We start from the raw sequence: 13,395 nt of genomic DNA, 5'->3' as shown, positions 1-13,395 counted from the left end.
GTTACCTCTCAACCTTCGCGCCGGCCGGAACGGCATCGGCTGCCGGGGCGTCGCCCTTGAGGTGCGGCTTCTTCCAGGCCATGTAGATCAGGCCGATCACGACGACGGAGACCGCGGAGATCAGGACGACGTAGTTGGCGAACCAGCCGTCCTCCGGTGTCCGGGGCCAGGCCATGTTGACCATGCCGAGCACGCCCCACACCAGGGCCGCGATGTTCACCGGGATGCCCCAGGCGCCCAGCTGGAAGGCCCCGTTCGGCTTCCAGCCGAGGATGCGCGCCCGGAGCGAGGCAAGGACGACCATCTGGAAGCCCATGTACATGCCCATCGCCGCGAAGGAGATGATCACCGTCAGGGCGTCGCTGGAGACCTTCGATCCGATCACGATGAGGGCCGGTACGAGTCCTGCAAGGAGCAGGGCGTACGGGGGTACGTGGCGCGATTCGCTGAAGGTGCTCAGGAGTTTGCTGCCCGGGAGGATGCCGTCACGGGCCATCGAGTAGGCGAGGCGCGAGGTGGCCGCCTGCAGGCTCAGCACGCAGGAGAGGAACGAGACCATGACGACGGCGAGAACCACCTTGAAGCCGATCGGGCCGAAGGCAGCGAGGAGGATGTTGCCGACGGGGTCCGTGTCGGTGCCGGAAATCACCGCGGCGAAATCGGGAACGGCGAGGATCAGGGACAGGCAGACGAACATCGCTGCGAAGCCACCGATGTAGATGGTCATCCTCATGGCCTTGGGGATGGTGCGGCCCGGGTTCGGGACCTCCTCGGCCACATCGCCGCAGGCTTCGAAGCCGTAGTACTGGAAGATGCCGATCAGGCCGGCCGCGGCGAACGCCACGAAGTAGTTGCTGCCTTCCCCTGCGCCGAATGCCTGGAACAGGACGCCGAGGTCGTGCTGCCGGGCGGTCAGCAGCAGCCAGCTTCCGACCGCCAGTGCACCGCCGAGTTCCGCCAGGAGGCCGATCATCGCCACGGTGTTCAGCACCTTTGTCCCGCCGAGGTTCAGAACTGTCGCGAGCGCTATGACCACAAGGCCCGAGATGATGATGGAGTCGACGGTGTTCTCCATGCCGACAAGGGTGCTCAGGAAGGGTCCGGCCCCGTAGGCAACGCTGGCGATGGTGGTCAGGAGCGCCACGAGGTAGACCCAGCCATTCATCCAGCCCCATTTGCGGCCCCAGAGCCTGCGGGACCAGGGATAGACCCCTCCGGCCACCGGGTACGCCGCGACGACTTCCCCGAAGACCGTGGCCACGAGGAGCTGACCGAGGCCGACGATCACGAGGGACCAGAACATCGGGGGTCCGGCGACGCCCAACGACGCCGCGAACAGTGAATAGACGGCTACGACCGGCGACAGGTAGGTGAAGCCGAGGGAGACGTTCCCCCAGAACGTCATCTCCCGCTTGAACTGCCTCTCGTAGGAGTAGCCGAGGCTGGCGAGATGCTCAGCGTCCTCGTCGGCCACGGACTGCTTGGCCGGTTCCGCACTATCTACACGCATCGGATTCCTTCTCTCGGGTCCCCGGGGGCTCATGTGAGCTGGACCACGTCGTAAAAACTGTAGTTTCAAATGTTTAAAACCGCAACGCGGGGTTAAAACTGCGTCCCTCGCCCGTCCTGTCCGCTGCTGGTTAGGGACAAGGGTGACATAACCTATGTTTCCGTCGGATTTCGCGCATCGTCCGGTACGCTTCAGGGGAAGAGGGAGCGATCGTCGATGCCCCGGCTACAGTTAGTGCTGTCCTTCCACGCATGGAGTCTGTTCTTGGCACCCACCACCGCTTTTCAAGCGCATGTCTACCGATCGCTGCCGGAGACCGAGCGCTCCGAGGCCATCGTGAACAGGATCTCCAAGGCGATCTCGCTGGGCCTGCTGAAGGTCGGTGAGCGGCTTCCCTCGGAGACGGCCCTGTCGGAGATGTTCGGCGTCGCACCGTCCACCCTCCGGGAAGCCCTGTCCGAGCTCCGGGACCAGGGCATCGTCGCCACACGGCGGGGACGCAGCGGAGGGACGTTCATCCTCAAGCAACCCTTCACCTCGGCCGACGTGATGAAGAAGTGGTTTCGGGACACCTCCATCGCCGAGATCCGTGACGTCGGCGACGAGCATGCCGCGATCGCTGCCGCCACGGTGAGGCTCGCCTGCGAACGTGCGGAACCCCACGAGGTCGGCAGGCTCCTCGAGCTGGCCCGGGGCCTCGTCATGTCCGACAAGCCAGAAGCGCGCGCCCGTGCCGACAGCCGATTCCACATCGAGCTGGCGGTCCTGGCGCAGTCCCCGAGACTGACGAATGCGGAGATACGACTGCAGGCGGAGATCGTCCAGGCGCTCTGGGCGCCCCTGCCCGTGACCCGCGATCCGGAACGGGTGGCGGCCGAACATCTCGCACTGGCGCGCGCCATCGCTGACGATGCAGCCGAGGACGCCCAGCGACTGGTGCTGGAGCACATCCGCCACGACGTCCATCATCTGGTGGATACCAAACTGTCCCTCGGGTATCCCGCGGACGAGCAGGAGCAGCAATGACGAATGCCCTTGCTGCCCAGGCCGCAACCGAGATCGCTGCCTGGATGAACGCACTCGGCGCCGATGTCCACGCCCTTGCGGCGCGGATGTCGATGCTGTGGGCGGACCGCCCCCGTCCCCTGAGCATCACCCCCGGGGACATCGGGAAGCTCGAGGGCCTGGCCAGGGAGTTCCTCGAGACGCACGGTTTCGTCGTCGGAGCGGGCGTCATCTTCGCCACGGAAGCCATCCGGAGCAGTGAGGGCGGCCTCGAGTGGTGGATCAAGCGCGAGCACAGCGTCGAGAAGCTGGAATTCGACCTGACACCGGGAGGGGAACGGTTCTACGACTACCAGAACATGCCCTTCTTCGCCTCGGCGAGCCGCACGGGCGAGCAGACGGCGTGGGGTCCGTATGTCGATTACCTGGGGTTCGACGAGTACATCCTCACGCACTCGGCGCCCATCCAGCTCGACGGGAAGTTCGCGGGAGTGGCCGGCTGCGACATACGGATCCGGAAGCTCGAAGAGATCTTCATGCCCGTCCTCCGGGCCATTCCCGGCGACGCCGCACTGCTCAACGGGAGCGGCCGCGTGGTCGTCGGCAATTCCGGGGCGTACCTGGTGGGGGAGCGGATTCGCACCGTCCCGGGCGACAAGGAGCTGATCCCGATCGACGTGCCGCATCTCGGCTTCTCACTGCTGACCGGCCGCTAGCCGCCCTGGCGCTCCTCCGGCCCCGCGCCGGAGGTCCAGTCTCGGAACAGCTTCGCGACAGCGCACGCCTCGCCGCCCCACAGTGGAAGTAGTCCACCCACACGGACCACAACCACCAAGGCCGCACTGCGGCGAAGGGCGCTGCCAAGGCAGTAGACCTGGGGATCCTCGGCGGCCGCGGCTGACCGCTGCCGATGCGAACAGGAGGCCCCGGTCCTACCAAGGCCTCCTGTTCGTCGTACCCGCCGGATGGCCTCACGCCGACCCGGGGCCGCCGACGTGCACGGTCAGCGATCAGTGCCCGGCGCGACGTTCGTGTGGTCTCTTCGTCCCACGATCTCGTCGGGGGGAAAGGCCTCTGCGAGCCGCAGGCAATCGTCGTCTGTCAGGTCCACGAACGCTGCCCCGGCGTTCTCGCTCAGGCGTGACCGACGACGCGTGCCGGGAATGGGAACGACGCCCTGGTGGATGATCCACGCCAGGGCCACCTGGGCGACGCTGGCTTCCTTTTCCGCGGCGATGACCTCGACGCGCCTGATCATGCGGCGGTTGGCGGCGAAAGCCGAGGGCTGGAACCGGGGCAGCCCTCGACGGAAATCATCCGCAGCAAGCGCCGCCAGATCCCACACCCTGTCGGTGAGGACTCCTCGGCCCAGCGGGGAAAAGGCGACGAACCCGATACCGAGCTCGTCCAGAACGGCCTTTTCACCGTTACGGAGCACATCCTGGGTGAACAACGAGAACTCGGACTGCACGGCGGCAAGGGGGTGGATGGCGTGCGCCCGCCGAATTGTCGTTGCCGAAGCCTCGCACAGCCCAATATGCCGGACCTTGCCGGCGTCGACAAGCTCAGCCATCGCTCCGACGGATTCCTCGATGGGAACCTTCGGGTCCACGCGGTGCAGGTAGTAGAGATCGATGACATCGGTGCCGAGGTGACGCAGTGACCGGTCAGCGGCACGGCGGATGTACTCCGGTGTCCCATTACGCCCGTAGCTGGTCCCGTCGTCGTCCATTTCCGCTGACACCTTGGTAGCCAGGGTGACTTCTGCGCGCCGATCTCCCAGCGCGCGGGCAATCAGCTTCTCATTCTTGAACGGCCCGTAGGACTCGGCGGTGTCGATGAAAGTGATCCCGGAATCCACTGCGCTCCGCAGCGTCACCATGGATTCCTTCTCGTCCGCGGGCCCATAACCCGAGCTCATCCCCATGGCTCCCAGTCCCATGATCGGAACCTTCAGGCCATCACCGAGGTCGGTGGTTCTCACGGGTGTCCCTCGTCGGTCGAGTGTTCTTCCGATATGCGGTGGTCCCGGAAGTCCGGCTGGACCGGGGCGGGCCCGTCAGGAGCGGGAACATCGACGCGGGTGCTCCTGGCCGCGGCGGATGCCTGGACAGCGGCGAGGACACGTTGGACCTGGAGGCCTTCTTCGAAGGAGGGCGAGGGCGCGGCGCCGGTGCTGATCGCGGTGAGGAAATCGGCGATCTGGTGGATGAAAGTGTGTTCCCAGCCGATTACGTGTCCCGGGGGCCACCAGGCGTCCAAGTAGGGGTGAACAGGTTCGGTGACCAGGATGCGGGAGTAGCCCTGCTGGCGGACCGGGGCCGCGCCGTCGAAATAGCGCAGCTCGTTGATGTTCTCCAGATCGAAGGCCAGGGACCCGGCGGTGCCGAAGATCTCCAGGGTGAGGCTGTTCTTCATGCCCAGGGCGACCCTCGAGACCTCCACGGAGGCCACTGCTCCACCTGCAAGGCTGAGGGTGGCCCAGGCCGCGTCATCGACGGTGACCCGTTCGGGTCCCTCCGGACCGGGACGGGATGGAATGAATGTGTGCAGGGTGCCGGTGACTTCGGTTACGGTGTCCCCGAGCAGGTGCTGGATCTGATCGATGGCGTGTGAGGCGATGTCTCCGAGGGCCCCGGAGCCGGCGGTCTCCCGCCGCAGCCGCCAGCTCATGGGGGATTGCTCGTTGGCCAGCCAGTCCTGCAGGTAGCTCGCTCGGACCTGCCGGACGGAGCCCAGTTTGCCCTCTGCGATCATTTCCCGCGCCGTGGCCAGGGCAGGGACTCGGCGGTAGTTGAACCCGACCATGGACTGCACCCCGCGGGCACGGGCGGCCTGCGCGGCGGAGACCATGGCCTCGGATTCCGCCATGGTGTTGGCGAGCGGTTTTTCCACGAGCACGTGTTTGCCGGCGGCCAGGGCGGCGACGGCTATTTCGGCGTGCAGCCAGCCCGGGGCGCAGATGTCGACAATATCGATGTCCTCGCGCTCGAGCACGGAGCGCCAGTCCGTCGCCGACTCGGCCCAGCCGTACCGGGCGGCCGCACGGGCGACCTGGTCCGCGTCACGGCCGACGAGCACCTTCTGTTCCACCGCGGGAACGTCGAAGTACGAGGTGACATTGCGCCAGGCATGTGAATGAGCTTTGCCCATGAAGGCGTAGCCGATCGCGGCGACACCCAGAGGTTTTTCGGACGTGCGGGTCGAGGTCATGGCTGTTCCTGCAACCGTTCCTGTGCGGCCAGTTTGAAGCTCATGCGTCGTCCCCGAAGTCGAGGACGACCTGCAGTGCGTCCTGAGGTGCCGTGTCGAGCATCGTGAACGCTTCCGACACCTGGGCGGCCGGGAGGGTGTGGGTGATCAGGTCTGTGAGGTGGAGTTGCCCGGCGACGGCGAGGTCCATGGCGGTCTTCGTGAGGCGGTAGCGGTCCCACCGGTGCTGCAGGGCTGGAGCGACGCCGGAGATCTGGGAGGACACGACCTGGACCCGGTTGTGGTGGAATTCCTCGCCGAGGAACAGGCCGCTGCCTTCTCCCTGCATGAAGCCGGCCGCGCACACCCGGGAACTGTAGGCCACGGCCCGGATCGCTTCATGCAGGGCCCGGTAGTTTCCGGTGATCTCCAGAGCGACGTCGGCTCCGCGGCCGCCAGTCATCTCGCGGATCGTCTCAGCTGCCGAACCATCGCGCGGGTCCAGGACGTGGTGGGCCCCCAGACGCGTGGCGAGGTCACGCCGCGCGGAGATGCCGTCCACGGCGATCACACGGGCTCCGTTGAGCCGTGCCAGCTGGGCAGCGATCTGCCCGGGAATGCCCAGTCCGAAGACCGCAACCGTCTCGCCGACGTGGATGTCGGCGTCGAGGATCACGTTGAGGGCAATCGCGCCGATCTGGGAGAAGATGCCGATGCGGGGGTCGGCTTCGGGCGGCAGGATGCGCTGGGCGGCGAAGTCCGCCTTCTGCACGGTCTCGGACCGATGGCCCCAGACTCCCCAGATCCGGTCACCGACTGCCACTCCCGAAGCATCTCCGCCGACCTCGGTCACTTCCCCCACTTCTTCGTAGCCCCAGCCGTTGAGGGGGTAGTCGACACTGGTCGACCCTTCGACGAAGAGCCGCCGGTCGGTGTCCCACTTCTTGTTCAGGTAAGGGTTGCTGCCGCGGTACGCGGTCATCTCCGTGCCGGCGGATATGCCCGAGTACAACGTGCGGATACGGACTTCGTCGGGTCCGACGGGCAACCGGTCCTCGTCGATGAGCTCGGCAGTGCGGGGGCCGGTGAAGCTGACCATGGATGGCATGCGGTTGTTCCTTTTCCTGGAGGTATTGTTCTGCAGTGGTTCAGGCATCGCGGTCGCGCAGCGACGCCCCACCGGGTCAGATCCGACTGAAGCGTCGGGCGTTGGGGATGTGCTCGGCGGCAGGCAGCCGGCGGCCCTCGTGGGGCCGGCACCACGTCGCAGCGTTGGCGATGACCTGGCGGATCTGCGGCTGGTAGTAGATCGGGTACTTCTGGTCTCCGGGGCTGAAGTAGAAGATGCGGCCGCGGCCTCGGGTGAAGGTCACGCCGGAACGGAAGGCCTCGCCACCCTCGAAGGCGCTGATGAAGATCGTTTCCTCCGGCGTGGGTATGTCGAAGAACTCCCCGTAGGTTTCGTGTGCCGGCAGGACCAGCGGGCTGTCGATGCCCCGGGTGATGGGGTGGCCGGGAGCGGTGGTCCACAGGACTTCCCGGTCGCCGTCGTCCCGCCAGGAAAGGGAGCAGGTGGTACCCATCAGTTCGATGAAGACCCGGGAGAAGTGGCCCGAGTGCAGCACGATCAGGCCCATTCCCGCGTGGACGTGCCGCTTGACGCGTGCCACGACCTCGTCGCTGACCTGATCATGGGCGATGTGTCCCCACCACAGGAGGACGTCCGTCGCATCGAGGACGCCATCGCTGAGACCGTGGCCGGGTTCGGCAAGTGTCGCCGTTCCGATCACGGCCTCGGGCAGCAGTGCGGCCAGGCCCTCGGCGATGGCTCCGTGGATCCCGTGTGGGTAGATCTCGGCGATGGCTGGCTCGGTCACCTCGTGGACGTTCTCGTTCCAGATGGTCAGGCGCAGGGGAGGAGGGTTCATGGTTCCTGATTCCGGTGGGCGTGGTGCAGGTCGAGGGACAGTGCGGCCGTCCAGCTGAACCGGCGGGTTCCCCGGGACGCCCCCGTACGGGGATCCAGGTACTCCGCGAACCCGCTGGTGAGCGCATGGGCCTGTACGGAAGCGGCCAGGGCTGCGGCCTGGGCCCGGTGGCCCCGCTCCCTCAGTGCAGTGGCGATGAGCCATGCGGTGTTGAACCAGGATGGGCCCCGCCAGTAACGGGAGGTGTCGAAGGTGGGCGCCAGCAGGTCGTGGCTGGGCACCAGGATGGACCCACCCAGCCCGAAGTGGGGGCCGGTGAGGGTTTCCAACAGTTCCGGTGCGTGCGCGATGCCGGGCAGCAGCAGGGGGATGATGCCGGACACGGTGCGGTACGGCTGCAGATCGCCGGTGTTCAGATCCCGGGCCGCATAGCAGCCCAGTTCGGGAACCCACAGCGTTTCCATGGCTGCGGTGATTTCGCGGGCACGCTCGGAGTGGGGGGCGGAGGGGAGCCCGAGCTCCGCAGCCATCTCGGCCAGCGCCAGCTCCGAGCGGGCCAACAGCGCATTCACCGCCGGATCCTCCACCCTGAAGGGGGCCGATTCCGGCAGGTCGCTGCAGTCCTGGTCCCGGTAGGTGGCTGCAAGGTACAGGTATTTTCCGTATTCCCCATTGCTCGGGCGCTCCGCCGCCGCGGCGTGCAGCAGGTCAGGGCGGGGAACAGGCCCGGCGGAGGTGTCGGGAAGGTTCGCCAGGGGCTGATCCCAGTACGGCGAGTTGTCCATGCCGCTTTCCCATGGGTGGACGACGAACATCAACCCGGTCTGGGAGGTGCGCCGCCGGCTGAGGTATTCGTGCCATCGGACGAGGTGGTGATAGGCCCGCGGCAGGAAGTCTCGTCGGCGGGATTCCTCCGGGTCTGCCTGGTGGACCAGGAGCGCGGCCAGGGCATGGTTGGCCGGCTGGATCAGACCGGTGGTGGGCACCGCGGGGGAGCCCGTGATGCGTTCCGATCGCCAGAAGGACGCCCCCGGCGAATATTCGTCATCCCGCCGGGCGTTGTACACGATCTGCGGAAGCCGGCCGTCCTGCCACTGCGCGCCGAACAGCGAGTCGAGTTCCAGCTGGGCGCGTCGGGGCGAGAGGTGGCGAAGGCCGATGGCGATGAAGGCGGAGTCCCAGCTCCACTGGTGGGGATAGAGCCCATTGGCCGGGACGGTGTACGTCCCGTGCCAGTTCTCCTCCAGGACGCGGGTCGCCGCGGCAACCAGGCCGGCGTTCACAGGTACCGCTTCATGAAGACCGGTACGGCCGGGAGGGCTATGCCGGCGGCGTCCGACAGGCGGCTCTCCACGGCCAATGGCCCGGTGTACCCGATGGCCCTGAGCGTGGCACCGAGCAGGGCCCAGTCCACATGTCCCGCGCCGGGTTCCAGTCGGTTGGAGTCACTGAGCTGGACATGGCCGATGTAGGGTCCGGCCTGCAGCAGCGCCGCTGCAGGGTCCGCTTCCTCGATATTCATGTGGTACGTGTCGGCGCCGATGCGCACGCTCTCAAGTCCGATTGCCTCGATGAGGGAGACGGCGTCGGCCAGCCGGTTGACCATGTGGTCCTCGTACCGGTTCAGCGGCTCCAGGTAGAGGCACACGCCGAGGCTTGCGGCGTAATCGCCGAGCTCGCCGAGGGCGTCCTCCAGCACCGCGCGGTCCTCGGTTTCGCTCCGCGGGGGAGTGAAGGGAGGGAGCCGGCGGGAGAACATGCCGTAGGAGGCAGGTGTCATGGCCCCGCGTCCGCCGAGCTCGGCCATGACCTGCAACTGGGCGCGCATCTGTACCCTCGCGTCAGCACGCTTGTCCGGATCGAAGTCCCCGATGAAGTGCAGCATGTCCACGCACACCGTCGGCATCACGACTCCGGCGGCGGCAGCCGCCTTCAGTTCGGGCAGTCGGGCCAGAAAGGCGCCATTACCGGCGCCCCGGAGTTCGATGCCGTCGAATCCCCATGACTGGGCGGCCTCCCACTTCTCGGCCATGTTCGTCCCGGGAAGGTGCTGCTCCTGGACACAGATCTGGTTGTTCATGAGGTCCCCACGTTGTTTGTCGGCCGTTGGTCGTCGGCCCCTCGGGTTGGCTGCGTCTGCTACTCCGGGTGAAATCCGATAGCAGCAACCTTACGCAGCACTGAATCACGCCTGCAACCATTAGTGCAAAAATCGGACATAACTCGCCGCGGTGTGTAAACCCCTCGTATGGAAGTTTTTTTCGGTTATGGCTTGTTACCGGACATAACCCGGTGTTGAATGGGTCCAGTGCTCCGAGGTCACCGAACGCAGTCAATGACGACCCGGACGGGCACATCACCGTAGTGGGGCGGCTTCCTTCCAAGCCAGCTCAAGACCGAAAGAGAAACCATGCGCAAACAACGCACCGTCGCTGTGATCCTCTCAGCCGCCGTGCTCGCCCTGACCGCCTGCAGCAGTGGCGGCGGCGGCGACGAGAACACGGATACGTCCGCAGACCAGAACTCCCTCACGGTGTGGACGACCGAAGACCAGGCGGACCGGGTTGCGACGCAGCAGGCCATCCTCGACAAGTTCGCCGAGTCTTCCGGCACGCAGGTCGAGCTCGTCACGATCGGCGAGGACCAGTTGAGCACGGTCCTGTCCTCGTCCGCGGCCGCCGGGGAGCTTCCGGACGTCATCGGAGCCCTGTCGCTCAACGGGGTGAACCAGCTGTACACCGACGACCTGTTGGACACCGAGGCCGCCGAGGCCATCGTGCAGGACCTGGGGGAGGACACCTTCTCGCCGCGGGCCCTGGAACTGACGTCGGATGGAGACACACAGCTGTCCGTGCCCAGCGATGGGTTCGCCCAGCTCCTCTTCTACCGCAAGGACCTGTTCGACAAGGCCGGGCTGGACGCTCCCACCAGCTATGAGGCGATCGAAACGGCCGCCAAGGAACTGAACAAGGACGGAATGGCCGGCATCGTAGCGGCCACAGCTCCCGCCGACTCGTTCACGCAGCAGACCTTCGAGCAGTTCGCCCTCGCCAACGGATGCGAACTCGTCAACGACCAGGGTGATGTCACCCTGGACTCGGACCAGTGCAAGGAAGCGTTCGACTTCTACGCCAACCTGCTCAAGAACTACTCGGTACCCGGGAACCAGGATGCCGACACGACCCGTGCCGGCTACTTCGCCGGCGATGCGGCCATGACCGTGTGGTCCTCGTTCCTCCTCGATGAACTGGCGGGACTGCGCAACGACGCCCTGCCCACCTGCCCCGAATGTGCCGGTGACCCGGGCTTCCTCGCCAAGAACACCGGCATCGTCAGCGCGATCAGTGGCCCGCAGGGATCCGATGCAACCGGTTTCGGTGAGATCGTCTCCTGGAACGTCCTGCAGGACGCCTCCCCGAAGGCCAAGGACCTCGTCGAGTTCATGATGAGCGACGGCTACCAGGACTGGCTCGCCGTGGCACCGGAGGGCAAGGTTCCCACCCGCCTCGGCACCCAGGACAACGCCTCCGAATACGCCGATGCCTGGCAGTCCCTTCCCGCCGGAGTCGACAAGAAGGAAGTGCTGTCCGCGGTCTACCCCGCGGAGACGCTGAAGGAGATCAGTGACAGCCCCAGCCAGTTCGCGCGCTGGGGTATTCCGCAAGGCCAGGGTGCCCTCGCGGCGGCGGTCGGCGGCCAGTTCATCGCTCCGCAGGCGCTGGCGGGAATGATCAATTCCGGCACGAGCGTCGACGACGCGGTGGAACAGGCCCAGCAGGACGCCGAAGGCGTCAAGAGCGACATCGGCCAATAACCCAGAACCGGCGGTTCGGGGACCCGCAGCCAGGGTTCCCGAACCGCACCTAGGAGTTCCCATGACCACTGCTACCTCCCGCATCAGGCGGCGGACCCTGAGCCAGCGCGACGCGCGCACCGGCCTGTTCCTGATGTCACCTACCCTCATCATCGTCCTGGCGGTGGTGGTGATACCGCTGCTGTGGTCCATCCTCATCGCCTTCCAGCAACTGAAGTTGATCAACGTCGGCAGCGCCGGCCTGTTCCAGCCCCTCAGTCTGGACAACTTCGAACGGGTCTTCGCTTCCGGGGAACTGTGGACGAGCCTGGGCATCACGATGTTCTACACCATCGGTTCCGTGATCCTGTCCATCTCGCTGGGGTTGATCGCCGCCATGGCTCTGCGCAAGCCCTTCCGCGGAAGGACGTTCGTGCGGGCTGCCCTCCTGCTGCCATACGTCGCGCCGGTCGTGGCCGTGACCTTCGTCTGGCGGACCATGCTGAATCCCCAGTTCGGGTTCGTCAACGAGGTCGGGCAGAAGTACCTCGGCTGGAACGAGCCCATCGCTTTCCTGTCGCAGGCCCAGGGCACCTGGGACCTCGCCGGCCTTCAGATCCCGGTCCCCACGGCGCTGCTGACCGCCATCGTCTTCGAAGGCTGGAGGTACTTCCCGTTTGCCTTCCTGTTCCTCATGGCGCGGGTGGAGGCGATGTCGTCGGAGCCGGAAGAAGCCGCCATGGTCGACGGTGCCAGCACGTTCCAGTCCTTCCGGTACATCCTGCTGCCCCAGCTGATGCCCGTCCTCGTCGTCCTCAGCGTCCTGCGCACCATCTGGACCTTCAACGAATTCGATGACATCTTCCTGCTGACCGGTGGAGCCGCCGGCACCGGCGTCGCCAGCGTGCGGGTCTACGAATTCCTCACCGTGCAGCGCAACGTCGGTGCCGCGTCGGCGCAGTCCGTCGTGCTGTCGCTGGTGCTGATCCTCCTGCTCGCCATCTACATGTTCCTGCTCCGCCGCAGGGGAGAAAAGCTATGACCACCGATCTTGCCAGTGCTTCCAAGCCCCTGCGTCCCGCTGCCGGCAGCACGCCGCGCCGCCGCTACCGGAACCGGTTCCGGGGCTGGTCCATCGTCCGCTGGATCGTCATCGCGTTCTTCCTGCTGGTGACGCTGCTGCCCTTCTACTACATGGCGCTGCTGTCGGTGAAACCCATCGAGTCCCTCCTGCGGAACCCGGCCTCGCTGGTCGTCCCGTCCTCCGAGTTCACCCTCGACACCTACGTCCAGGTCCTCGCGCCGACGGCGAGCGGCGGGCAGGGCTTCGGTACGCTGCTCGCCAACAGCGCGATGGTCGCCATCGCGACCGTCCTGCTCTCCCTCCTCATCGCCATTCCCGGGGCGTATGCCATCGCCCGCCTTCCCTTCGTGGGCCGGCGGCAGGTCAGCGCGGTCTTTCTGGCGGCCTATCTCTTCCCCGCCATCGTCATGGCCATCCCCCTGTTCGTCCTGTTCACCCGGATCGGGCTGCGCGGGTCCCTCGTCGGACTGGTCCTGGTGTACATCGCGCAGACCGTGCCGGTCGCCATCTACATGCTCCGGAACTACCTGGAGACCGTGCCCGTGTCCATCGAGGAGTCCGGCCTGATGGACGGACTCAATCGCATCGGCGTGCTGCTGCGGATCAGCCTTCGCCTGGCCATGCCTTCCGTCATGGCCACAGGCCTGTTCGTCTTCATGATCGCCTGGAACGAATTCCTCTTCGCCCTCCTGTTCCTCGTGGAACGCCGCGAAAGCTGGACCGTCTCTTTGGGCCTGTCCCAGCTTTCTGGAAGTGTAGAAGTTCCGACCACCGTTCTCATGGCCGGTTCCGTGGTGCTCACCCTGCCCATCCTGTTGCTGTTCTTCTCCACCGAACGGCTACTGACCGGTGGGCTCACCGCAGGCGCCGAGAAAGGCTGACA

Annotated in this window: 12 protein-coding genes; 5 read left to right on the top strand and 7 right to left on the bottom strand. The window is 66.1% G+C overall.

Annotated elements, in window-relative coordinates; translation table 11 throughout:
* Position 1: 1 nt before the first annotated feature.
* Positions 2-1,510 carry an APC family permease gene (locus ACX80I_RS04835; RefSeq protein WP_459344011.1) on the bottom strand — a complete coding sequence of 503 codons (1,509 nt, stop codon included), beginning with the start codon at positions 1,508-1,510 and terminating at the stop codon, positions 2-4.
* 264 nt (positions 1,511-1,774) lie between these two features.
* On the opposite strand from ACX80I_RS04835, the gene ACX80I_RS04830 reads away from it, so the two are divergent.
* Positions 1,775-2,536 carry a FadR/GntR family transcriptional regulator gene (locus tag ACX80I_RS04830; RefSeq protein ID WP_459344010.1) on the top strand — a complete coding sequence of 254 codons (762 nt, stop codon included), beginning with the start codon at positions 1,775-1,777 and terminating at the stop codon, positions 2,534-2,536.
* The gene (locus ACX80I_RS04825; protein ID WP_459344009.1) at positions 2,533-3,231 is read left to right on the top strand and encodes a cache domain-containing protein; all 699 of its coding nucleotides are present in this window, start codon (positions 2,533-2,535) and stop codon (positions 3,229-3,231) included. Before ACX80I_RS04830 ends, ACX80I_RS04825 begins: the two co-directional genes overlap by 4 nt.
* 287 nt (positions 3,232-3,518) lie before the next feature.
* Here the strand turns inward: ACX80I_RS04825 and ACX80I_RS04820 are convergent, their stop codons facing one another.
* The 6 genes from ACX80I_RS04820 to ACX80I_RS04795 all read right to left on the bottom strand — a co-directional run bounded on the left by ACX80I_RS04820 (position 3,519) and on the right by ACX80I_RS04795 (position 9,715).
* Positions 3,519-4,457: an aldo/keto reductase gene (locus ACX80I_RS04820; protein WP_459344326.1), complete on the bottom strand. Its 939-nt coding sequence runs from the start codon at positions 4,455-4,457 to the stop codon at positions 3,519-3,521.
* A gap of 38 nt (positions 4,458-4,495) precedes the next feature.
* Complete coding sequence (locus tag ACX80I_RS04815) at positions 4,496-5,728, bottom strand: Gfo/Idh/MocA family protein (RefSeq protein WP_459344008.1); 1,233 nt, start codon at positions 5,726-5,728, stop codon at positions 4,496-4,498.
* A gap of 40 nt (positions 5,729-5,768) precedes the next feature.
* On the bottom strand, positions 5,769-6,815 hold the full coding sequence (locus tag ACX80I_RS04810) for a zinc-binding dehydrogenase (protein ID WP_459344007.1): 1,047 nt from the start codon (positions 6,813-6,815) through the stop codon (positions 5,769-5,771).
* Between the two features lie 76 nt (positions 6,816-6,891).
* A complete protein-coding gene (locus ACX80I_RS04805) occupies positions 6,892-7,635 on the bottom strand; it encodes a ThuA domain-containing protein (protein WP_459344006.1) in 744 nt (247 codons plus the stop codon).
* On the bottom strand, positions 7,632-8,918 hold the full coding sequence (locus ACX80I_RS04800) for an MGH1-like glycoside hydrolase domain-containing protein (RefSeq protein ID WP_459344005.1): 1,287 nt from the start codon (positions 8,916-8,918) through the stop codon (positions 7,632-7,634). The genes ACX80I_RS04805 and ACX80I_RS04800 overlap by 4 nt, the downstream gene beginning before the upstream one ends.
* Positions 8,915-9,715, bottom strand: a complete 801-nt coding sequence (locus ACX80I_RS04795) for a sugar phosphate isomerase/epimerase family protein (RefSeq protein ID WP_459344004.1) — start codon at positions 9,713-9,715, stop codon at positions 8,915-8,917. The genes ACX80I_RS04800 and ACX80I_RS04795 overlap by 4 nt, the downstream gene beginning before the upstream one ends.
* A 330-nt stretch (positions 9,716-10,045) precedes the next feature.
* Between ACX80I_RS04795 and ACX80I_RS04790 the strand changes: the two genes are divergently transcribed.
* The 3 genes from ACX80I_RS04790 to ACX80I_RS04780 all read left to right on the top strand — a co-directional run bounded on the left by ACX80I_RS04790 (position 10,046) and on the right by ACX80I_RS04780 (position 13,393).
* On the top strand, positions 10,046-11,449 hold the full coding sequence (locus ACX80I_RS04790) for an ABC transporter substrate-binding protein (protein WP_459344003.1): 1,404 nt from the start codon (positions 10,046-10,048) through the stop codon (positions 11,447-11,449).
* Between the two features lie 61 nt (positions 11,450-11,510).
* Positions 11,511-12,470, top strand: a complete 960-nt coding sequence (locus tag ACX80I_RS04785; protein WP_459344002.1) for a carbohydrate ABC transporter permease — start codon at positions 11,511-11,513, stop codon at positions 12,468-12,470.
* A complete protein-coding gene (locus ACX80I_RS04780) occupies positions 12,467-13,393 on the top strand; it encodes a carbohydrate ABC transporter permease (protein ID WP_459344001.1) in 927 nt (308 codons plus the stop codon). The genes ACX80I_RS04785 and ACX80I_RS04780 overlap by 4 nt, the downstream gene beginning before the upstream one ends.
* Positions 13,394-13,395: the final 2 nt, after the last annotated feature.

This window comes from Arthrobacter rhamnosi, from assembly GCF_054510855.1.
The sequence above is the reverse complement of the archived record's forward strand: the minus strand, read 5'-3'. Positions and strand labels throughout refer to the sequence as shown.